Source organism: Pseudomonas sp. BT76 TE3572 (genome assembly GCF_050435365.1).
Lineage (GTDB): Bacteria > Pseudomonadota > Gammaproteobacteria > Pseudomonadales > Pseudomonadaceae > Aquipseudomonas > Aquipseudomonas fluorescens_W.
In genome coordinates this window covers 5012685-5035673 of record NZ_JBNDKE010000001.1, presented here as the reverse complement: position 1 = coordinate 5035673, position 22989 = coordinate 5012685, and the positions used below count along the sequence as shown (strand labels likewise).

At 60.3% G+C, this 22989-nt stretch carries 17 protein-coding genes and 1 pseudogene; 14 read left to right on the top strand and 4 right to left on the bottom strand.

Features of this window, described 5'->3' with window-relative positions; all coding sequences use genetic code 11:
• Window positions 1-121: 121 nt before the first annotated feature.
• Entirely contained in the window at window positions 122-1081 is a 960-nt protein-coding gene (locus tag ABH912_RS22830) for a GlxA family transcriptional regulator (RefSeq protein WP_429511718.1), read from the bottom strand.
• A gap of 209 nt (window positions 1082-1290) precedes the next feature.
• Here ABH912_RS22830 and choX point away from each other — a divergent pair, with 209 nt between their 5' ends.
• The 6 genes and pseudogenes from choX to ABH912_RS22800 all read left to right on the top strand — a co-directional run bounded on the left by choX (window position 1291) and on the right by ABH912_RS22800 (window position 6706).
• Complete coding sequence (choX, locus tag ABH912_RS22825) at window positions 1291-2235, top strand: choline ABC transporter substrate-binding protein (protein WP_429511717.1); 945 nt, start codon at window positions 1291-1293, stop codon at window positions 2233-2235.
• A gap of 73 nt (window positions 2236-2308) precedes the next feature.
• Window positions 2309-3198: pseudogene (locus ABH912_RS22820) on the top strand (3-keto-5-aminohexanoate cleavage protein).
• A 141-nt stretch (window positions 3199-3339) separates the two neighbouring features.
• Window positions 3340-4305, top strand: coding sequence for an L-carnitine dehydrogenase (locus ABH912_RS22815; RefSeq protein ID WP_429511716.1), 966 nt, complete (start codon window positions 3340-3342; stop codon window positions 4303-4305).
• A gap of 223 nt (window positions 4306-4528) precedes the next feature.
• Window positions 4529-5005 carry a thioesterase family protein gene (locus tag ABH912_RS22810; RefSeq protein WP_429511715.1) on the top strand — a complete coding sequence of 159 codons (477 nt, stop codon included), beginning with the start codon at window positions 4529-4531 and terminating at the stop codon, window positions 5003-5005.
• Between the two features lie 14 nt (window positions 5006-5019).
• On the top strand, window positions 5020-6183 hold the full coding sequence (locus ABH912_RS22805; RefSeq protein ID WP_429511714.1) for a gamma-butyrobetaine dioxygenase: 1164 nt from the start codon (window positions 5020-5022) through the stop codon (window positions 6181-6183).
• A 259-nt stretch (window positions 6184-6442) separates the two neighbouring features.
• Entirely contained in the window at window positions 6443-6706 is a 264-nt protein-coding gene (locus ABH912_RS22800; protein ID WP_033060352.1) for a hypothetical protein, read from the top strand.
• A gap of 117 nt (window positions 6707-6823) precedes the next feature.
• On the opposite strand, the gene ABH912_RS22795 is transcribed toward ABH912_RS22800, so the two are convergent.
• Both ABH912_RS22795 and ABH912_RS22790 read right to left on the bottom strand, forming a co-directional pair.
• The gene (locus tag ABH912_RS22795; RefSeq protein ID WP_033060353.1) at window positions 6824-7927 is read right to left on the bottom strand and encodes a GlxA family transcriptional regulator; all 1104 of its coding nucleotides are present in this window, start codon (window positions 7925-7927) and stop codon (window positions 6824-6826) included.
• Between the two features lie 547 nt (window positions 7928-8474).
• Window positions 8475-9851, bottom strand: coding sequence for an L-serine ammonia-lyase (locus ABH912_RS22790; RefSeq protein WP_033060355.1), 1377 nt, complete (start codon window positions 9849-9851; stop codon window positions 8475-8477).
• 435 nt (window positions 9852-10286) lie between these two features.
• Between ABH912_RS22790 and ABH912_RS22785 the strand changes: the two genes are divergently transcribed.
• From ABH912_RS22785 to choV, 3 genes are all read left to right on the top strand, one after another.
• Window positions 10287-11234: a choline ABC transporter substrate-binding protein gene (locus ABH912_RS22785; protein WP_033060357.1), complete on the top strand. Its 948-nt coding sequence runs from the start codon at window positions 10287-10289 to the stop codon at window positions 11232-11234.
• 66 nt (window positions 11235-11300) lie between these two features.
• Window positions 11301-12146, top strand: a complete 846-nt coding sequence (gene choW / locus ABH912_RS22780; protein ID WP_033060358.1) for a choline ABC transporter permease subunit — start codon at window positions 11301-11303, stop codon at window positions 12144-12146.
• The gene (choV, locus tag ABH912_RS22775) at window positions 12143-13321 is read left to right on the top strand and encodes a choline ABC transporter ATP-binding protein (protein ID WP_033060360.1); all 1179 of its coding nucleotides are present in this window, start codon (window positions 12143-12145) and stop codon (window positions 13319-13321) included. Before choW ends, choV begins: the two co-directional genes overlap by 4 nt.
• A gap of 198 nt (window positions 13322-13519) precedes the next feature.
• On the opposite strand, the gene ABH912_RS22770 is transcribed toward choV, so the two are convergent.
• Window positions 13520-15469, bottom strand: a complete 1950-nt coding sequence (locus tag ABH912_RS22770) for a BCCT family transporter (RefSeq protein ID WP_429513144.1) — start codon at window positions 15467-15469, stop codon at window positions 13520-13522.
• Between the two features lie 379 nt (window positions 15470-15848).
• On the opposite strand from ABH912_RS22770, the gene betI reads away from it, so the two are divergent.
• The 5 genes from betI (at window position 15849) to ABH912_RS22745 (ending at window position 22910) form a co-directional block, all read left to right on the top strand.
• Entirely contained in the window at window positions 15849-16442 is a 594-nt protein-coding gene (gene betI, locus ABH912_RS22765; RefSeq protein WP_033060362.1) for a transcriptional regulator BetI, read from the top strand.
• A 108-nt stretch (window positions 16443-16550) separates the two neighbouring features.
• On the top strand, window positions 16551-18023 hold the full coding sequence (gene betB, locus ABH912_RS22760; RefSeq protein WP_046045290.1) for a betaine-aldehyde dehydrogenase: 1473 nt from the start codon (window positions 16551-16553) through the stop codon (window positions 18021-18023).
• A gap of 154 nt (window positions 18024-18177) precedes the next feature.
• A complete protein-coding gene (gene betA, locus ABH912_RS22755) occupies window positions 18178-19881 on the top strand; it encodes a choline dehydrogenase (protein ID WP_429511713.1) in 1704 nt (567 codons plus the stop codon).
• 249 nt (window positions 19882-20130) lie between these two features.
• Window positions 20131-21573, top strand: a complete 1443-nt coding sequence (locus tag ABH912_RS22750) for a TldD/PmbA family protein (protein WP_429511712.1) — start codon at window positions 20131-20133, stop codon at window positions 21571-21573.
• Window positions 21573-22910, top strand: coding sequence for a TldD/PmbA family protein (locus tag ABH912_RS22745; RefSeq protein WP_429511711.1), 1338 nt, complete (start codon window positions 21573-21575; stop codon window positions 22908-22910). The genes ABH912_RS22750 and ABH912_RS22745 overlap by 1 nt, the downstream gene beginning before the upstream one ends.
• The last annotated feature ends 79 nt before the right edge of the window (window positions 22911-22989 follow it).

The following is a 22989-nucleotide window of genomic DNA, read 5'->3' as shown; positions in this document are numbered from 1 at the left end:
AACTGTGGGAGCGAGCCTGCTCGCGATGGCGGTCTGTCATACAAGTTGATGTCTACTGATCCACCGCCATCGCGAGCAAGCTCGCTCCCACAGGGTTTTCTGTTGCTGTCGAAATCGGCGCTTAGACCAGTTCCCGGCCATCTCCCAACCGCCGCCGATCTTCCCGCGGACACCGCGCAAACTTCGCCCGATAGCTTCGGGTGAAATACGACGGCGATTCAAACCCGCACGCGATACTCACTTCCAACACGCTCATGTCCGTCTGCCGCAACAACTGCCGGGCTTTTTCCAGCCGCAGGCGCAGGTAGAAATTGCTCGGCGTGTCGTTCAAATGCAGGCGAAACAATCGCTCCAGTTGCCGCCGCGTCACCTTGATCGACTCAGCCAACTCAAGCGTGCTCAGCGGCGGTTCGCTGTGCTGCTCCATCTCGCCAATCACCTGCACCAGTTTCTTGTTGCTGATGCCATAACGCGTGGCGACTTCCATGCGCTGGTGGTCTTTGCGCGGGCGGATGCGGCCGAGCACGAATTGCTCGCTGACCTGGATCGCCAGCTGCGGGCCGTGGGCCTGGCTGATGAGGTCGAGCATCAGGTCGATGGACGCAGTGCCGCCGGCGGAGGTAATGCGGCGACGGTCGATCTCGAACAGCTCCTGGGTAACGCTGAGCTGTGGATAAGATTCCTTGAACGCGTCGATGGCTTCCCAGTGTAGGGTCAAGCGATGGCCGTCGAGCAGGCCGGCCTCGGCGAGGATGAAGCTGCCGGTATCGATGGCGCCGAGGGTCACGCCTTCGTTGTCCAGGCGGCGCAGCCAGTGTTCCAGCGCCGGAGTAGCGAATTTCAGCGGTTCGAAGCCGGCGACCACCAATAGCGTTGCGCCTTTCTTCAGTGGTTCCAGCGCCGCATCGGCGTTGACCGACATGCCGTTGCTGGCCAATACCGCCCCGCCGTCCGCGCTGAGCACGTGCCAGCGGTAGAGCTCGCCACGAAAGCGATTGGCGACCCGCAACGGCTCGATGGCCGAGATAAATCCAATCGCCGAGAAACCCGGCATCAACAAGAAGTAGAAATCCTGGGACATGGAGCGCACTCGACTGGCAGGTAACGAGAGGGCGGGTAGCGTGTGGACGTTGATACGCCACTTGTCGATGGCATTCAAGAGCGCAGGTCGCTGCAGTGCAAGAGCTGGTCGCCGCAGTGCGCTTTCACCGGGCCTTAGCTGCGTAACTTGGCATCACCGGCGCACAAAGACGACCGGACCCACAATAACGAACTGCCGAGGAACCTGAGATGAAACGACTGATCAGCAGCTGTGTTCTTGCACTCAGCGGTACCGCTTTCCTGAGCGCCAGCGTCATGGCGGCCGAACCTGCTTCATGCCAGAACGTACGCATGGGCGTCGTGAACTGGACCGATGTGATCGCCACCAGTGCCATGACCCAAGTCCTGCTCGATGGCCTCGGCTACAACACCAAACAAACCAGCGCTTCCCAGCAAATCATCTTCGCCGGGATCCGCGACCAGCGCCTGGACTTGTTCCTGGGCTACTGGAACCCGCTGATGACCCAGACCATCACGCCGTTCGTCGATGGCAAGCAGGTCAAAGTGCTTGAAGCGCCAAGCCTCAAGGACGCCCGCGCCACCCTCGCCGTACCGACGTATCTCGCCGACAAGGGCCTGAAAACCTTCGCCGACATCGCCAAGTTCGAGAAAGAACTGGGCGGCAAGATCTACGGCATCGAGCCAGGTTCCGGCGCCAACACCCAGATCAAGGCGATGATCGCCAAGAACCAGTTTGGCCTCGGCAAGTTCCAGTTGGTCGAGTCCAGTGAGGCCGGCATGCTCGCGGCGGTGGATCGCGCCGTGCGCCGCAAAGAGGCCGTGGTGTTCTTCGGCTGGGCGCCGCACCCGATGAACGTCAACGTGCAGATGACCTATCTCACTGGCAGTGAAGACGCTCTGGGCCCGGACGAAGGCATGGCCACGGTCTGGACCGTCACCGCGCCTAAATACGCAGAGCAATGCCCGAACATCGGTCGTTTGCTGAGCAACCTGACCTACACCGCCGAAGACGAGAGCCGGATGATGCAGCCTCTGCTGGATCACAAGGACGCCTTCGAATCGGCTAAGCAATGGCTGAAAGATCACCCGCAAGACAAGCAACGCTGGCTCGAAGGCGTGACCACTTTCGATGGCAAGCCCGCCGCTGAAAACCTGCAACTGACCACCAAATAAACCCGATTGAACCACCGACTCGCAGCCCGACAGGGCTGCGAATCGACTAATCACGTCTGTAAGGAACCGCCTCATGAACCACGACGTCATCATCACCTGCGCACTCACCGGTGCTGGCGACACGACCAGCAAGAGCCCACACGTGCCGGTCACCCCGAAACAAATCGCCGCGGCCGCCGTGGAAGCCGCCAAGGCCGGCGCCACCGTGGTCCACTGCCACGTGCGTAACCCCGAAACCGGCAAATTCAGCCGTGATGTAGCCCTGTATCGCGAAGTGATGGAGCGCATCCGCGAGGCGGACGTCGACATCATCGTCAACCTCACCGCCGGCATGGGCGGCGACCTGGAAATCGGCGCTGGCGAGAACCCGATGGAGTTCGGCCCGAACACCGACCTGGTCGGCCCGCTGACCCGTCTGGCCCACGTTGAAGAGCTGCTGCCAGAAATCTGCACCCTCGATTGCGGCACCCTGAACTTCGGCGACGGCGACACCATTTACGTGTCCACCCCGGCCCAGCTGCGCGCTGGCGCCAAACGCATTCAAGAGCTGGGCGTGAAGGCCGAGCTGGAAATTTTCGACACCGGTCACCTGTGGTTCGCCAAGCAGATGATCAAGGAAGGCCTGCTCGACGACCCGCTGTTCCAACTGTGCCTGGGCATCCCGTGGGGCGCGCCGGCCGACACCACCACCATGAAAGCCATGGTCGACAACCTGCCTGCCAATGCGGTCTGGGCCGGCTTCGGCATCGGTCGCATGCAAATGCCGATGGCCGCGCAAGCGGTACTGCTCGGCGGCAACGTGCGGGTCGGTCTGGAAGACAACATCTGGCTGGACAAGGGCGTACTGGCGACCAACGGCCAACTGGTCGAACGCGCCACGGAAATCCTCAGCCGTCTCGGCGCCCGTGTTCTGACGCCGGCGGAGAAGGCCGGGCAAAAATGGGCCTGACCAAGCGCGGTTGACCCGCACCTACACCTAACCCTGTGGGAGCGGGCTTGCCCGCGATAGTGCCGGTACTACCGATACATATTCTTCGGCAGGAATACCGTCATCGCAGGCAAGCCAGCTCCCACAGGGATCACCGAACTCTTTAGGACGTCGCCATGAGCTTTATCACCGAAATCAAAACCTTCGCAGCCTTGGGCAGCGGTGTCATCGGCAGCGGTTGGGTGTCCCGCGCCCTCGCCCACGGCCTCGACGTTGTAGCCTGGGACCCGGCGCCCGGTGCCGAAGCCGCGCTGCGCAAACGCGTCGCCAATGCCTGGGGCGCGTTGGAGAAACAGGGCCTTGCGCCAGGCGCATCGCAGGATCGGCTGCGCTTTGTCGCAACCATTGAAGAATGCGTTCGCGACGCGGATTTCATTCAGGAAAGCGCCCCTGAGCGTCTGGACCTGAAACTGGAACTGCACAGCAAAATCAGCGCGGCGGCCAAGCCCAATGCCTTGATCGGCTCCAGTACTTCCGGCCTGTTGCCGAGCGAGTTCTACGAGAGTTCGACGCACCCGGAACGCTGCGTGGTCGGGCACCCGTTCAACCCGGTTTACCTGCTGCCGCTGGTGGAAGTGGTTGGCGGCAAAAACACCGCCCCGGAAGCTGTTCAAGCGGCAATGAAAGTCTACGAATCCTTGGGCATGCGTCCGCTGCATGTGCGCAAGGAAGTACCCGGTTTTATCGCCGACCGCTTGCTCGAAGCGTTGTGGCGTGAAGCGCTGCACCTGGTCAACGACGGTGTGGCGACCACCGGTGAAATCGACGATGCGATTCGCTTTGGCGCGGGCCTGCGCTGGTCGTTCATGGGCACATTCTTGACCTACACCCTGGCGGGTGGCGATGCGGGCATGCGGCACTTCATGGCGCAATTCGGGCCAGCATTGCAGCTGCCGTGGACGTATCTGCCGGCGCCGGAACTGACGGACAAGTTGATTGATGATGTGGTGGATGGCACCAGTGATCAGTTGGGCAAACACAGCATTTCGGCGCTGGAGCGCTATCGTGATGATTGCTTGCTGGCGGTGCTGGAGGCGGTGAAGACCACCAAAGAGAAGCATGGGATGGCCTTCAGCGAATGATTGCACTTGGTTTGAGATCCACCCCTCACCCTAACCCTCTCCCCAAGGGGTAGAGGGGACTGACCGAGGTGTTCTTGGAGCTCCATCGACCTGAAAGTCCGAGTCGAACTCAGGTTCTGAAAAGCCCCCGATCGGCCCCCTTTCCCCCTCGCCCCTATGGGGAGAGGGCTGGGGTGAGGGGTGGATCTTGAATTACAACCAAATCCTCAAGCGGACACCCATCATGCCCACCCTCACCACCTACCAAACCAAAATCATCCCCGACTGGGTCGATTACAACGGCCACCTGCGCGACGCCTTCTACCTGCTCATCTTCAGCTACGCCACCGACGCGCTGATGGATCGCCTGGGCATGGACAGCAACAACCGCGAAGCCAGCGGCAACTCACTGTTCACCCTCGAACTGCACCTCAATTACCTGCACGAAGTGAAGCTCGACGCCGACGTCGAAGTGCACACCCAAATCATCGGCCACGACAGCAAACGCCTGCACCTCTACCACAGCCTGCATCTGGTCGGAGATGACAAGGAGCTGGCGGGCAACGAGCAAATGCTGCTGCACGTCGACCTCGCCGGGCCGCGCTCCGCACCGTTCAGCGAAGACACCTTGCGCAAGCTGCAAGCCATCGTCGCCGAGCAAGCCGACCTGCCCGCCCCGGCCTACATGGGCCGAGTGATCGCGTTACCCCCTAAAAAATAACAAGGAGATCGCCATTGAACACCGCCGCCGCTTTTGCCGACTTCCGTACCTACCCGTTGATCAGCGCGTTGACCGCCGTGCAAACCCAGGCGGACCGTATTCAAGTGACATGGGCCGACAACAGGGTCAGCCCTTTTCATCATCAGTGGTTGCGCGACAACTGTCCGTGCCCGCTGTGCGTCTACACCGTGACCCGTGAGCAAGTGCTGGAAATCGTCGACGTCGCCGAAAACCTGAAGCCCTCGCACGTCAGCATTGATGCCGAAGGCTGCCTGCGTGTCGACTGGCAAGACGGCCATCTCAGCCGCTTCGATCCTGGCTGGTTACGGGCCCACGCCTACGACGATGAGTCCCGCGCTGAACGTCGGGCCGCCAAGCCAAAAAGCCAGCTCTGGAACAGCGACCTGACGCTGCCGGTGTTCGAATACCAGGCGTTGATGAACGACAACGACGCCTTGCTGCAATGGCTGCTGGCCGTGCGCGATACTGGCCTGACTCAGGTCCGCGGTGTGCCCACCGAATCGGGCTCGTTGAAACTGATCGCCCAGCGGATTTCCTTCATCCGCGAGAGCAATTTTGGCGTGCTGTTCAACGTGCAATCCAAGGCCGATGCCGACAGCAATGCCTACACCGCTTTCAACCTGCCGCTGCACAGCGATTTGCCGACCCGGGAGTTGCAACCGGGGCTGCAATTCCTGCATTGCCTGGTGAATGACGCCGAGGGTGGCGAGAGTATTTTCGTCGACGGTTTTGCCATTGCCGACGCCTTGCGCCATGAAGATCCCGAGGCGTTCAAAAGCCTTTGCGAAATCCCTGTGGAGTTCCGCAACAAAGACCGCCACAGCGACTACCGCCGTCTCGCACCGATCATCGCGCTGGATGCCTTTGGGCAGGTGTCGGAAATCCGCATGGCAAATTTTCTGCGCGGGCCGTTCGATGCGTCGGCCGAGCAGATGCCCGCGCTCTATCACGCCTACCGCCGCTTTATTGCGATGACCAGGGAAACGCGATTCCGGGTGATGTCGCGGCTGAATCCCGGCGAAATGTGGTGCTTCGACAACCGCCGCACCCTCCACGCCCGCAACGCCTTCGACCCCGCCACCGGTGCCCGGCATTTTCAGGGTTGCTATGTCGACCGTGATGAGTTGTTGTCGCGCATCCTAGTCCTGCAGCGTTAAACCTCAGGCAAAAAAAACCCCGATCAAGCCGTGACAGGATCGGGGCAGAGGTGGGTACTGTTGAGGAGCCGTTGCGCGAGGGTGACCAAACCTTCGTGAAGCCAGCTGACCTCAGTGTGCCCACTCTCATCCTGCGTAAGTTAGTCGAAAACGACCTGTTCATAGGTATTGCGGCCATTGCGACAAATCGTCCTTGCCGCCACCCCGCACCCCTACGAGAATCGATCCACGACACCGTTCCCTGAAGAAGGATTGCGTCATGATGTACGCCGATTTGATAGACCAGGAAGACCTGTTGAGCCAGCTGAAGGCGTTGGGATTTTCAGTGCCCCCTGGCGCAACCGCCGAGCAGGCCTGCGAATGCGCAGTACGGGGCTTGAACAACGACCGGGCAATGGAACTGCGAACCATGGTCAAGCAGATGTACACCAGCAGCGCGTCCATCCAGCCGGCCGTGCGCCAGGCCATCGACAAGCAACTGCTGCCAGCGTTGGCGGAGTATCAGCAGAGCCGTAGCGCCTGATAGATCCAATCGTCGGATCGCCGCCCGGAGCAAGCTCGCTCCCACAGTTGACCGCATTCTTCTGAGAGAACTCGGTCAATGTGGGAGCGAGCTTGCTCGCGATGAAGGCGCCTCGGTTTAAAGCCTTACGCTGGCGAACGTCGACTCGTTACGCGCCTGACTCAACGCCGACAACGGCCCGGACAACGGCGACAGCACCAATGCTTGCGGCAGCGGCATCATCGCCACTTGTTGCGTGGTGTTGGAACCTACGCGTTCGTCACGCGGCGGAATGCCGAAGTATTCGCGGTAGCACTTGGAGAAGTGCGGCGTAGACACGAAACCACAAACAGACGCCACTTCGATGATCGACATCGGCGTTTGCTTGAGCAGCTGCCGGGCGCGGATCAAGCGCAGTTTCAGGTAGTAACGCGACGGCGAGCAGTGCAGGTATTTCTGGAACAGCCGCTCCAGCTGACGACGCGACACGGCGACGTACACCGCCAGTTCGTCGAGGTCGATCGGCTCTTCGAGGTTGGCCTCCATCAGCGCGACAATTTCCTGCAACTTCGGCTGGTTGGTGCCGAGCATGTGCTTGAGCGGCACACGCTGGTGATCCTGCTCGTTGCGGATACGCTCGTAGACAAACATCTCCGAAATCGCAGCGGACAGTTCACGGCCGTGATCGCGGCTGATCAGGTGCAGCATCATGTCCAGCGGCGCGGTGCCACCGGAGCTGGTGAAACGGTTACGGTCGAGGGTGAACAGACGGGTACTCATGGCCACACGCGGGAAAGCTTCCTGCATCGAGGCCAGGCATTCCCAGTGCACGCTGCAATCGAAACCATCCAGCAGGCCGGCGCACGCCAGGGCCCAGCTGCCGGTGCAGACCGCACCGAGACGACGGGACTGACGCGCCTGGCTTTGCAGCCACGAAACGTGTTCCCGGGTAACAGTACGCTGGATGCCGATACCGCCACAGACAATCACGGTGTCCAGGGGTGGCGCTTTGTGCATGGAGCAATCGGGAGTGATCTGCAGACCGTCACTGGCCCAGACCTGACCGCCGTCGACGGTAAGCGTGCTCCAACGATACAGCTCGCGACCGGACAACTGGTTGGCCATACGCAGGGGCTCTACTGCGGAGGCCAAAGAAATAAGCGTGAAATTGTCCAGCAGCAGAAAGCCGATGGATTGAGGCGCACGGTTCTGGGGTTGGGCCCCGGAGTTGAACGTCGTCATCGCGGTATCTCCTCACACAAAGCGGGTGATGGCCTCAGGCGGAGGCTCTTGTTATTGCCATCGTTCTCGCGTGGGAGACGGGCTTTGTAATGACAGAGCAAATGCCATGCCTAAAGTTGAATACCCGTTCAATAACTCCTGAAAACGACGTCGCGATGTGTCTAAATGTGACGCGCGGGGAGTAGGGGTTATAAGTGCCATTATCGGCGGGAGGCGCTCTGCCCCGTTGGGCGTGAGCAAATCGGTAGCACTTGTGGGAACAGGGCTACAGCGACTTGAGGGAGAGTGTCACCGAAGGCACAGGTGACAGGCGGTAATGGCCAACCTGGATCCTGGATCACGGACACGTCGCTTATCTGTAAGCGACGCTCCAAAACGTGGCGCGTTTAGATTCCGGTGTTCACTTAGCGCGCAGTTTTGACTGGTCTGGTGTGCAGCTGTGTGACCTGTTGTGGCGAGGGAGCTTGCTCCCGCTGGGGCGCGAAGCGGCCCTAAAATCTTTACGACTGCTGCGCAGCCGAACGGGAGCAAGCTCCCTCGCCACAGGTCAGCATTCCACCGCGCTAACCGCCAACCCACCCCGCGATGTCTCTTTGTATTTGTCATGCATATCAGCGCCGGTATCACGCATCGTGCGGATCACCCGATCCAGCGAGATAAAGTGCTGACCGTCGCCACGTAGCGCCATCTGCGCCGCGTTGATGGCTTTCACCGCGGCAATCGCATTGCGCTCGATACACGGCACTTGCACCAACCCGCCCACCGGGTCGCAGGTCAGGCCGAGGTTGTGTTCCAGACCGATTTCCGCCGCGTTACACAGCTGCTCCGGCGTCGCCCCCAGAATCTCCGCCAGCCCGGCCGCCGCCATGGCGCAGGCCGAACCGACTTCGCCCTGGCAACCGACTTCGGCACCGGAAATCGAAGCGTTCTTCTTGCACAGAATCCCTACCGCCGCCGCACTGAGGAAATAGTCGACCACGTTGGCGTCGGTCACCACCTCACTGAACTTCATAAAGTAGTGCAACACCGCCGGAATGATCCCTGCCGCGCCATTGGTCGGCGCCGTCACCATGCGCCCGCCAGCGGCGTTTTCTTCGTTGACCGCCAGGGCGAACAGGTTGACCCACTCCATGGCGCTCAAGGTCGAGCCGATCACGTTGGGCTTGTTCAGTTCTTGCAGGCTGCGGTGCAACTTGGCCGCGCGACGGCGCACATTCAGGCCGCCGGGCAAGATGCCTTCGTGCTTGAGGCCTTGCTCGACGCAATCCTGCATGGCGCGCCAGAGTGTCATCAGGCCAGCGCGAATTTCCTCTTCGCTGCGCCAGACTTTCTCGTTGGCCATCATCAACTCTGCAACGCGCAAGTTGTGCTGCTTGCAGAGGCTGAGCAGTTCGGCAGCGCTGGAGAAATCGTACGGCAGCACGGTGCCGTCCAGATCGACCACGCCACTTGAAGCCTGTGCCTCATCAACGACAAAACCGCCGCCGATGGAATAGTAGGTGTCGCGATGCAGCTCACCGTCATCGCCTTCGACGATCAGCGTCATGGCGTTGGGGTGGAACGGCAGGTTCTCGTCGATCAGGCGCATGTCCCGGGCCCAGATGAACGGGACCGACAAGCGGCCGTCGAGCAGCAACGTGTGGGTTTCGCGCAGGGTTTCGATGCGGATGCCGATTTGCGACGGATCGATCGCGTCCGGCCATTCACCCATCAGGCCCATGATCACCGCGTTGTCGCTGCCGTGACCGATGCCGGTGGCCGACAACGACCCATAAAGCTGAACTTCGACGCGCCGTACTTGTTCCAAAAGCCCCTGCTCACGCAAACCTTGCACGAACAACGCCGCGGCCCGCATAGGCCCCACGGTGTGCGAACTGGAAGGGCCGATGCCGATTTTGAACAGGTCGAAAACACTGATAGCCATTACTGCCGAACTCCTGGATGTGCCAACTCCAGACGCAAAAGCGCCCAGTGACGGAGCTGCTACGCTCAAGCTGCAATCCGCCGAGATGGCCGCATCATCAGGCTTTTGTCATGTCGTTCGACGTCTCACACCGACGCACTCATGCTCACCAACGCCGCGAGGCTTTGACGCTGCGTTTTCGCCGTTTTTTTGCGGATCAGAGGGGCAAAGGGGGCTGAAAAAAGCTGTAAACGACGTCACCGACACTGGATGCGACCATCCCTGTACTGGTTACGACGCACCCTGTAGGCGTCAGATTTTCACTGGTACATGATCGTATCGACTCGATTGCAAGGCGCCGTGGTAGAGATGTCTCCAAAACGCCATCCAACCGCAACCTATAAGTGCGGTGGTCCAGTCGGAACACTGCCAAAAAAAACACCAAGGAGTCCATCCATGAAAGGTTCCCCGTCGTTGTTGTTGGCCGCCATGCTGAGTCTGCCGTTTCTGGCTCAAGCCGCCGAACCGGCTCAATGCAGCACCGTAAACTTCTCCGATGTCGGCTGGACTGACATTACCGTCACCACCGCCACCACCAGCGTCGTCCTCGATGCCCTCGGCTACAAGACCAAAACCACGATGATTTCCGTACCGGTGACCTACAAGTCCCTGGCCGACGGCAAGAACATGGACGTATTCCTGGGTAACTGGATGCCAACCATGGAAAACGACATCAAGGCCTACCGAGATGCCGGCACCGTGGACACCCTGCGCGCCAACCTGGAAAACGCAAAATACACACTCGCCGTCCCCGAAGAGTTGTATAACAAAGGTCTGAAAGATTTCGCCGACATCGCCAAGTTCAAGAAAGAACTCGACGGCAAGATCTACGGTATCGAACCAGGCAACGACGGCAACCGCCTGATCCAGAGCATGATCGACAAGAACGCCTTCGGCTTGAAAGACGCCGGCTTCAAGGTGGTCGAGTCCAGCGAGGCAGGCATGCTCTCGCAAGTCGATCGCGCCCAGCGCCGCAACACCGCCGTGGTGTTCCTGGGCTGGGAACCACACCCGATGAACACACGTTTCAAGATGAAGTACCTGACCGGCGGCGACGAGTATTTCGGCCCGAACTTCGGCCAGGCAACCATCTACACGAACACCCGCAAGGGCTATGCGCAGGAATGCAGCAACGTCGGCCAGTTGCTGAAAAACCTGCAGTTCACGCTGAACATGGAAAGCACCCTGATGGGCAACGTCCTGGACGACAAAATGAAGCCTGACGCGGCCGCCAAGGCCTGGCTGAAAAAGAATCCACAGGTCCTCGATACCTGGCTCGCTGGCGTGACCACCATTGACGGTAAACCAGGCCTGGAGGCCGTGAAAGCCAAGCTCGCGCAGTAATCGCTTACGCCGGGCGAGTTCGCTCGCCCGGGCTGTTTATTTCCTTGCATGCGGACGTTCACTACCATGCTGATTGATCAGAAAATACCTTTAGGCCAGTACATCGCGGGCTTCGTTGAATGGTTGACGCAACACGGCGCCAGCACCTTCGACGCAATCGCCGTGTCACTGGAAACGATGATCCACGGCGTGACTTTTGCGCTGACCTGGTTCAACCCGCTGGCATTGATCGGCCTCATCGCGCTACTGGCTCACTTCATTCAACGAAAGTGGGGGCTGACCGTTTTTGTCATCGCCTCCTTCCTGCTGATCCTCAACCTGGGGTACTGGCAGGAAACCATGGAAACCCTCGCCCAGGTGCTGTTCGCAACCCTGGTCTGCGTGGTCATCGGCGTGCCGTTGGGTATCGTCGCCGCGCACAAACCGATGTTCTACACACTGATGCGTCCGGTGCTCGATCTGATGCAGACCGTACCGACCTTCGTGTACCTCATTCCTACCCTGACCCTCTTCGGTCTCGGTGTGGTCCCGGGCTTGATCTCGACGGTGGTGTTCGCGATTGCCGCGCCTATCCGCCTGACCTACCTGGGTATTCGCGATGTCCCGGAAGAATTGATGGACGCTGGCAAGGCCTTTGGCTGCTCGCGACGTCAGCTGCTCTCGCGAATCGAACTGCCCCACGCCATGCCAAGCATCGCGGCCGGTATCACCCAGTGCATCATGCTGTCGTTGTCGATGGTGGTGATCGCGGCACTGGTGGGCGCCGATGGCCTGGGCAAACCCGTGGTCAACGCACTGAACACTGCTGATATCGCCCTGGGCTTCGAAGCAGGCCTGGCGATCGTACTGCTGGCGATCATGCTCGACCGTATCTGCAAACAACCCGAAGCTAAAGTAGGGGGTGACGCATGAGCATTATTCGCTTCGAAAACGTCGACGTAATCTTCTCCAAGGATCCACGCGAGGCACTCAAGCTGCTGGATCAAGGCATGACCCGTAACGAGATCCTGAAAAAGACCGGGCAGATCGTTGGCGTTGAAAAGGCCAGCCTGGACGTCGAAAAAGGTGAAATCTGCGTACTGATGGGCCTGTCCGGCTCCGGCAAGTCCAGTCTGCTGCGCTGCATCAACGGCCTCAACACTGTCAGCCGCGGCAAGCTGTTCGTCGAGCACGAAGGCAAGCAGATCGACATCGCCTCCTGCACCCCGGCAGAACTGAAAATGATGCGCACCAAGCGCATTGCGATGGTGTTCCAGAAGTTCGCCCTGATGCCTTGGTTGACGGTGCGCGAGAACATCAGTTTCGGTCTGGAAATGCAGGGTCGCCCTGAGAAAGAACGCCGCAAACTGGTGGATGAGAAGCTTGAGCTGGTGGGCCTGACCCAATGGCGCAACAAGAAACCCAACGAGCTGTCCGGTGGTATGCAACAACGCGTGGGCCTGGCCCGTGCTTTGGCGATGGACGCCGACATCCTGCTGATGGACGAACCGTTCTCGGCACTCGACCCGCTGATCCGCCAAGGCCTGCAAGACGAACTGCTGGAACTGCAACGCAAGCTGAGCAAGACCATCGTTTTCGTGAGCCACGACCTCGATGAAGCCCTGAAGCTCGGCAGCCGTATTGCGATCATGAAAGACGGTCGGATCATTCAGTACAGCAAACCTGAAGAGATCGTGCTGAACCCGGCGGACGACTACGTACGGACCTTCGTGGCCCACACCAACCCGCTGAACGTTCTCTGCGGTCGCAGCCTGATGCGCACCCTGGACAATTGCAAACGCATCAACGGCTCCGTCTGCCTCGATCCGGGCGGCGATTCGTGGCTGGACCTGGCCGAAGGCAACACCATTAAAGGCGCCCGCCAGAACGGCGCGATCCTGGACCTGCAGAACTGGATTCCAGGGCAAGCGGTTGAAGGCCTGGGTCGTCGTCCAACGCTGGTGGATTCGAACATCGGCATGCGCGACGCGCTGCAGATTCGCTATCAGACGGGTAATAAGCTGGTGCTGCACGACAACAACAAAGTTGTCGGGATTCTGGGTGATAGCGAGCTGTATCACGCACTGCTCGGCAAGAACCTGGGGTAAGGCAACACACACAAAAACGCCGCGAGAGGATCGCGGCGTTTTTGTTTGTGCAGATATTCAGCTTGGAATGCTTACAACTGTGGCGAGGGAGCTTGCTCCCGCTTGAGTGCGCAGCACTCGCAATTTCTTGGGGTCGCTTCGCAACCCAGCGGGAGCAAGCTCCCTCGCCACAACAGCTTTACCGCATCACTTCTGTTCTCAGCTATAAACCCGGCCAAGGAGCTGCCGATGGCTTTCAAACTGGTCGAGCACGTCACGGGTGATCTGATCCTGAGTGAAGCCCATCAAGTCGTAGTCCTGGCTACCGTTGTGCAGGTACACCTCGGCGCGGTAGTAACGTGCGCGCGGTTCATCAGCACTTTCAGCCGACACCGTGTCGCTCGCCGCCGCCAGATAGCCGTCCAGGCTGACTTCGTAGACAAAAGGGTTGCCCTCTTCCATCTCGATCCGCAGGCCCATGCAGCGTTTCGACTTGCCCAGCAACGTCTGTACATCCAGACCCTGACCACGCAATTGCACCGCCGCATCTTCCAGCGCCGGGCTGACTTGCTTGTCCATGAAACGCTGAACAATCGACTGATTCGGCTGCAAGTCCAGTTGCGTCAAACGCTCGCTGAAACCACGACGACCGCGGGCTGCGAGCTCCGCTTGTTCCTGTTCGATCTGCACGTCCTGGCGCATCGCCTTGTGCAGGCCAAACATGAAGAACACCAGCACCACCGAGAACGGCAGACCGGCCAGCACCACCATGGTTTGCATGGCTTCGAAGTTACCGGCGAACAGCAGGCCGATGGTCACCAGCGTGATCACCGCCGACCAGAAGATCCGCAGCCAGTGCGGGGCGTCTTCGTCGACGTTACCGCCCTTGCAGGAAAGGTTGGCCATCATCACCGCGCCGGAATCCGCCGGGGTCAGGAACAGCACGAAACCGACAAAGATCGACACGCCGATCACGATTTTCGACGCTGGGTAATGCTCAAGCAGTTGGTAGATCGCCATGGACGGCTGTTCCAGCGCCGTCTTGCCGAGTTCCACCGCCCCATGGTTCATCACCAGGTCCAGGGCCGAGTTACCGAAGATCGACAACCACGCCAGGGTGAAACCCAGTGGAATCAGCAGCACGCCGGCCACCAGTTCACGCACCGTGCGACCACGGGAGATACGCGCGATGAACATACCCACGAATGGGGCCCAGGAAATCCACCAGGCCCAGTAGAACAGGGTCCACAGGCCCAACCAGCGATCAGACTTCTCAGTGTCGCCTTCGTACACATAGAGGTCGAAGGTCTTCAGCACCACGCCGTTCAGGTAGTCGCCGATGTTTTGCACGAAGCCGTTCAGCAGGTGCAAGGTTGGGCCGAACAGCAACACAAAAATGAGCAGGCCGCTGAACAGCACGATGTTCAGGTTGGACAGACGGCGGATGCCGTTTTCCACACCCGACACAGCCGCGATGGTCGCCACGGTGCTCATTACGATGATCACGATCAGCAGGTTGGTGTTGCTGTGTTCCATGCCGAACAGGTTTTCAAGGCCCGACGACACTTGCAGCGAACCAATCCCCAGGTTCGTCACCAGACCCAGCAGGGTCACGAACATGCCAAAGCCGTCCACCGCATGACCGGCCGCGCCTTTGACCCAACGCTCGCCCACCAGCGGATACAGCGCCGAACGCAACGCCAGCGGCTGGTTATGACGGTAAGCAAAGTACGCCACGGCCAGGCCGACCAATGCATAGATCGCCCAGCCATGCAGGCCCCAGTGCAGGAACGTCAGCTGAACGGCCTGACGGGCGGCCATGTTGCTGGCAGCCACGCCTTCCGGCGGATTGAAATAGTGGTCCAGCGGCTCGGATGCACCGAAGTACAGCAGCGAGATGCCGATACCCGACGAGAACAGCATCCCCGCCCAGGCGCCGTAGCTGAAGTCCGGAGTATCGTCCTTGCTGCCCAGCTTGAGCTTGCCGTACGACGAAAACGCCAGGCCGACCACGAAGACCAGGTAAGCGGCGATCACCACCATGTAATACCAGCCGAAGCTGCGGGACAACCAGGCCTGGGCAATACCGAGCAATCTGCCGGCCTCTTGCGGGGCGATGATCAGAATGGCGGTCAACAACAGGATCAACGCGGTAGAGGTGTAGAACACCCAACCGTTGACCGTCACCTTCTCGGGTGGGGTCTTTATAAGAGAGGCAGAACTCATGGCACAGATGCTCCAGGCAGTGCGAGAGAAAAACACAAGGCAACGCGTTACCCGACCAATCGCTTAGTTGGCAGCCGACCAGCGGGTGATATAAAGACAGCCCGAAAAAAGCCCGAAGCCCGGGAGCGCCAGTGCGCATGGGTTTCGAGCGTTTTGGGATGTCGTTTTTCCGCCCACTACATGTAGGAAAAACCTGTAGGCAGCGACGAATTGTCGCAGATCTTATTCTTTGTTGATTGAACGTTCAATCAAAACAAAATAGACTGGCCTTCAATCCGATAGACGTTTCACGTCCACCGGAAGGCCTAAGGAGATGTGCAAGATGCCCAAGGTCGGTATGCAACCCATCCGCCGCCAGCAATTGATCGAAGCCACATTGCAGGCGGTCGATCAGGTCGGCATGGGGGACGCCAGCATTGCGCTGATCGCCCGCTTGGCCGGTGTCTCGAATGGCATCATCAGTCACTATTTTCAGGACAAGAACGGCCTGATTGCTGCCACGGCGCAGTACCTGATGAGTGTCCTCAGCGAGAACGTCACCGCGCGCCGTCAGGCGCTGGAGGACAGCAGCCCGCGGGCGCACCTCCAGGTGATTATCGAAGGCAACTTCGACGCCAGCCAGGTCAATGGCCCGGCAATGAAAACCTGGCTGGCCTTCTGGGCCACCAGCATGCACCACCCGTCTTTGCACAGGTTGCAGCGGATCAACGATCACCGTCTGTATTCCAACCTGTGCTGCCAGTTCCGCCGTGTATTGCCGCTCGATGACGCGCGCAGTGCAGCCCGCGGCCTGGCAGCCCTCATTGACGGTTTGTGGTTGCGCGGCGCGCTGTCGGGAGATGCTTTCGACACCGGGCAAGCGCACCAGATCGCTTACGAATACATGGATTTCCAACTGGCCAAGCAGGTGAGTTAGAGCACACAGAACCGCTCAGCACCTGAACCGCCACTGACCAGCGTTGCCCAAGCTATAAGGCACGCCCAGTGGTTACCGCCAACCCACTTATGCTCTTGCGAGGACTATATGGCCCGTTTCGAACTGCAAAAACTCTACATCGATGGCGGCTACTCCGACGCCAGCAGCGACGCCACCTTCGAAGCCATCAACCCGGCTAACGGTGAAGTCCTCGCAACCGTACAACGTGCGACCAAAGAAGACGTTGAGCGCGCTGTAGTCAGCGCCGAAAAGGGCCAGAAAATCTGGGCTGCAATGACCGCCATGGAGCGTTCGCGCATCCTGCGTCGTGCCGTCGACATCCTGCGCGAGCGCAACGATGAACTCGCCGCCCTGGAAACACTGGACACCGGCAAGTCGTTCTCCGAAACCAAGTACGTCGACATCGTCACCGGTGCTGACGTGCTGGAGTACTACGCAGGCCTGGTTCCGGCCATCGAAGGCGAGCAAATCCCGCTGCGCACCACTTCGTTCGTCTACACCCGTCGCGAGCCGCTGGGCGTCGTGGCCGGTATCGGCGCGTGGAACTACCCGATCCAGATCGCCCTGTGGAAATCCGCACCTGCCCTGGCGGCCGGTAACGCGATGATCTTCAAGCCAAGCGAAGTCACTTCCCTGACCACGCTGAAACTGGCCGAGATCTACACCGAAGCAGGCGTTCCGGCTGGCGTGTTCAACGTGCTGACCGGCAGCGGCCGTGAAGTCGGCACCTGGCTGACCGAACACCCACGCATCGAAAAAATCTCCTTCACCGGTGGCACCGACACCGGTAAAAAGGTCATGGCCAGCGCTTCTGCCTCGTCGTTGAAAGACGTGACCATGGAACTGGGCGGCAAATCCCCGCTGATCATTTTCGACGACGCCGACCTCGATCGCGCTGCTGATACCGCGATGATGGCCAACTTCTACAGCTCCGGTCAGGTCTGCACCAACGGCACTCGCGTGTTCGTGCCGAGCCACCTGAAGGCTGCGTTCGAAGCCAAGATCGTTGAGCGCGTTGCGCGCATTCGCGTCGGCAACCCGGAAGACGAGAACACCAACTTCGGCCCTCTGGTCAGCTTCGCCCACATGGAAAGCGTGCTGGGTTACATCGCCAAAGGTAAGGAAGAAGGCGCTCGCGTTCTGTGCGGCGGCAGCCGTCTGACCGAAGGCGAATTCGCCAAAGGCGCATTCGTAGCACCGACCGTGTTCACCGACTGCACCGACGAGATGACCATCGTCCGCGAAGAAATCTTCGGCCCGGTGATGAGCATCCTGACTTACGAAACCGAAGAAGAAGTGATCCGTCGCGCCAACGACACCGAGTTCGGCCTGGCCGCCGGTGTCGTCACCAAGGACCTGAACCGCGCCCACCGCGTGATTCATCAACTGGAAGCCGGTATCTGCTGGATCAACGCCTGGGGCGAATCCGACGCGAAGATGCCGGTCGGCGGCTACAAGCAGTCGGGCGTGGGCCGTGAGAACGGTATCAGCTCGCTGAACAACTTCACACGCATCAAATCGGTACAGGTCGAACTGGGCGATTACGCCTCGGTGTTCTAAGCCCCGGCTGAAAACCCTGTAGCAGCTGCCGAGGCACGAGGCTGCGTTGCGCGTCCGCAGGACCGCCCTCAGGGCCGCTGCGCGACCCAACGCAGCCTCGTACCTCGGCAGCTGCTACAGGCGACCTGAACCAACTTCAAAGAGGGTGCATTCAATGTCCCAAGAATTCGATTACATCATCATCGGTGCCGGCTCGGCCGGTAACACCCTGGCGACCCGTCTGACTGAAGACGAAGGCGTCACCGTCCTGCTGCTCGAAGCAGGCGGCCCGGACTACCGGATGGATTTCCGCACGCAAATGCCGGCCGCCCTGGCGTTCCCGCTGCAAGGTCGTCGCTACAACTGGGCCTACGAAACCGATCCAGAGCCACACATGGACGGTCGCCGGATGGAATGCGGTCGCGGCAAGGGCCTGGGTGGTTCTTCGCTGATCAACGGCATGTGCTACATCCGTGGCAACGCGATGGACTACGACAACTGGGCAAAACTGCCAGGCCTGGAAGACTGGGACTACCTGAACTGCCTGCCGTATTTCCGCAAGGCTGAAACCCGTGACATCGGCCCGAACGACTACCACGGTGGTGACGGTCCGGTCAGCGTGACCACGCCGAAAGCCGGCAATAACCCGCTGTTCAACGCAATGGTTGAAGCCGGCGTGCAAGCCGGTTACCCGCGTACCGAAGACCTCAACGGTTACCAGCAGGAAGGTTTCGGTCCGATGGACCGCACCGTGACGCCGAACGGCCGACGCGCCAGCACCGCTCGCGGTTACCTGGACATCGCCAAGAAGCGCTCGACCCTGACCATCGTCACCCACGCCCTGACCGACAAGATCCTGTTCGAAGGCAAGCGTGCAGTCGGCGTGCGTTACCTGATCGGCGCCGCTGAAGAGCGCGTTGAAGCCCGCGCCCGCAAAGAAGTGCTGCTGTGCTCCGGCGCCATCGCTTCGCCGCAGATTCTGCAGCGCTCCGGCGTCGGCCCGGCCGAACTGCTGAAAAAACTCGACATCCCGGTGGTCCACGACCTGCCAGGCGTGGGTGAAAACCTGCAGGATCACCTCGAGTTGTACCTGCAATACGCGTGCACCCAACCGGTCTCGTTGTACCCGTCGCTGCTGCTGCACAACCAGCCGGCCATCGGTGCCGAGTGGCTGTTCAAAGGCACCGGTATCGGCGCCAGCAACCAGTTCGAAGCCGGCGGTTTCATCCGTACCCGTCCGGAATTCGATTGGCCGAACATCCAGTACCACTTCCTGCCGGTCGCGATTAACTACAACGGCAGCAACGGTGTGAAAGAGCACGGTTTCCAGGCGCACATGGGTTCCATGCGTTCGCCGAGCCGCGGTCGCGTCCAGGCCAAGTCCAAGGATCCGCGCGAGTACCCGAGCATCCTGTTCAACTACATGGCCACCGAGCAGGACTGGCAGGAATTCCGCGACGGCATCCGCCTGACCCGTGAAATCATGCAACAGCCTGCACTGGATGCTTTCCGTGGCCGCGAAATCAGCCCGGGCATCGAGGTGCAAACCGATGAGCAGCTCGACAAGTTCATCCGCGAACACGCCGAAACCGCGTTCCACCCATCCTGCTCGTGCAAGATGGGCACCGACGAAATGGCGGTGGTTGACGCTGAAGGTCGTGTGCACGGCATGCAGAGCCTGCGTGTGGTCGATGCCTCGATCATGCCGATCATCACCACCGGCAACCTGAACGCGCCAACGATCATGATCGCCGAGAAAATCGCCGACAAGATCCGTGGTCGCAAGCCATTGCCGCGTAGCAAGGCCGCCTACTTCGTGGCCGGCGATGCGCCGGTGCGTGGCAAGCCGTTGCGGGATGTGAGCCTGACTGCGCAGTAAGTCATCACAACGAGGCGCGCCCTTCGCGGGCAAGCCTCGCTCCTACAGGAGAACGCGATTCCCTGTAGGAGCGAGGCTTGCCCGCGAAGACGCCCGACCAAGCACCACACCTCCCGAAGTAATCCTTTCCTACACCGATCCAAGCTTGATCCTACCCCCCGCACAGGCCTAATCTAGCGCCACGCAAACGTTTCACCCCCCCCTTCGCAACATCGATACACCGCCACTCCATACCAAGGAGGTTCCCGAATGTTCGATTTCCACCCCCAGCTCAAGCAGCGCTTCGCTGCCTTGCGCACGGGCGCTGAATTCTTTTCGCTGCGTTACGTGCGCGAGTCCGGCCAGTACCTGTCGGTGCGCAAAAACGTCGCTGAACCTCCCAGCCTGAGCCGTGACGAAGGCGCGATGCTGACCGTTCGGGTCAACGGCGTCGAAGCCTATGCCGCGACCAACGACCTGTCGCAATCCGGCCTGCAAGCCGCGCTGGAGCGAGCCGAGCAGCAAGCCCGCCGACTCAAGCCCCACGCCCTGCTCGACCTGCGCGAGCAAGCCGTCTCCAGCGATCGCGCCGATTACTTTTCGCCGAACCTGGACCAGCCCTTCCCGTCCCTGAGCGATTGCTACCAACTGCTCGGCGCCGAATCCGCGTCCGTGCCCAAGGACGAGCGACTGGTGAACTGGCAGGTGAGCATCGGCATCACCAACGTCGAGCAGATCTACCTCAACAGCGCCGGCGCCGAACTGCGCCAGGCCCAGCGTTTCGTCTACCCGAGCGTGGACGTCACCGCCTACGACGGCAATGACAGCCAGACCCGTACCCTGGGTCGCGAAAATTTCGGCCAACAAGGCGGCTTTGATGTGATCAGTCGCTGCGGCCTGGTCGGTGCAGGCCCGAAAGTCGCCGATCAGGCGCTGCAATTGCTGCTGGCGCCGAACACCCCGGAAGGTCCGCGCGACCTGCTGTTGATGCCGGACCAAATGATGCTGCAGATCCACGAATCCATCGGTCACCCGTTGGAGCTGGATCGCATCCTCGGTGACGAGCGCAATTACGCCGGCACCAGTTTCGTCAAGGCAGAAGACTTCGGCAGCCTGCAATACGGTTCCAAACTGCTGAACGTAACCTTCGACCCGGACATTCCCGAACAACTTGCCAGCTACGGGCATGACGACGACGGCACTGCGGCGAGCAAACAGTTTCTGATCAAAGAAGGTTTGCTGCTGCGCCCATTGGGCGGCGCGCTGTCGCAATTCCGTGCCGGTATGGAAGGCGTCGCCAACAGCCGCGCCTGCGGCTGGAACCGTCCGCCTATCGACCGCATGGCCAACCTGAACATCGAGCCCGGCGATCAACCGCTGGAGCAACTGATCGGCAACATCGAACACGGGATCATGATGTCGACCAATCGCTCGTGGTCCATCGACGATGCGCGCAACAAATTCCAGTTCGGTTGCGAGTGGGCTCAGTTGATCGAAAACGGCGAACTCAAAAGCGTGGTGAAAAACCCCAACTACCGGGCGATTTCCGCTCAGTTCTGGAAAAGCCTCAGCGCCGTCGGCGACGCCAGCACCTTCAAGGTCCTGGGCACGCCGAACTGTGGCAAGGGCGAACCGAATCAGGTGATCCGCGTCGGCCATGCCTCGCCGGCCTGTGTGTTCAGCAACGTTGATGTGTTTGGGGGGGATGCCTGATGAGTACTTCAAAAAGTCAGGCCGATGCGTTCAAGGCCTTGGTCAATTGGCTGCGCGATGCGATTCGCGAGCCGGAACAGTTCACCCTCAGTTACGCCGCCGAATCCTCGGCCTTCGTGCGTTTCAACCACGCCAAGGTTCGTCAGGCCGGTCAGGTGCAGCAGGCGAGCGTCGGTTTCAAACTGATCAACGACGGTCGGCATGCCGACCTGAACATCACCCTTTCCGGTGATGCGCAAGTCGACGTTCAGCGTCTGGCCGAAGGTCTGCAACAGTTGCGCGAAACCTTGCCGCTGCTGCCGCAGGATCCGTACCTGCTGCTCAACCACAACGGCTGGCAGAGCAAGAACGTTCAGGCGCATCCGCTACCGGAGACCGAGCAGGTGGTCGCTGAAATAACCCAGGCGGCCGAAGGGCTGGACCTGGTCGGTTTCTACGCCGCCGGCCCGATCAGTCGCGGCTTTGCCAGTTCTTCGGGCGCGTTCGGCTGGCATCAGGCCAACAGCTTCAACTTCGATTTCAGCCTGTTCCATGACAACGGTCAGGCGGTGAAAGCCAGTTACGCCGGGCACGACTGGAACAGCGAAGGGTTTGCCAAGCGCTTTGCGCAGGCGCGCGAGCAGTTGGCGTTTCTCGGCAGACCGCAACATACCCTGGCGCCCGGTCAGTACCGCGCCTATCTGGCGCCGGCAGCCTTGGGAGAAATCATGGACATGCTGGGCTGGGGCGGTTTCTCGGCGCAGTCGATTGCCAGCAAAAACAGTCCGCTGCAGAAACTTTACGCGGGCGACAGTACGTTCAGCCCATTGGTGTCGGTCGATGAAAAGGTCAGCGGTTCGTTGAGCCCGGCATTCTCCGGCGAAGGTTATCCGCGCAGCGATCTTGGGTTGATCGTCGACGGCAAGGCCGGCGCGCAGATGGTCAGTTCACGCAGTGCCGCCGAGTACGGCCTGACCGCCAACGGCGCCAGCGGCGGTGAAATGCCGAGCGCAGTGAACATGGCCGCCGGCACGTTGCCAGATGCAGAGATTCTCAAGCAACTGGGCACGGGCTTGTACATCAGCAACCTCTGGTACCTGAACTATTCGGACCAACCGGCGGCACGCCTGACCGGCATGACGCGGTTTGCGACCTTCTGGGTCGAGAACGGCGAGATTCAGGCGCCGGTCAGTACCATGCGGTTTGATGACAGTGCCTACAGTTTGCTGGGCTCGCAGCTGGAAGCGTTGACCGAAGAGCGCGAATTGTTGCTGTCGGCCAGTACCTACAGCCAGCGGGCTACGGCGTCGGCATTGTTGCCAGGTGCGTTAGTCAGCCGACTAACCCTTACGTTGTAAACACAAAACCCTGTGGCGAGGGAGCTTGCTCCCGCTGGGCTGCGACGCAGCCCCAAACCGGTATATGCGGTTTACCAGT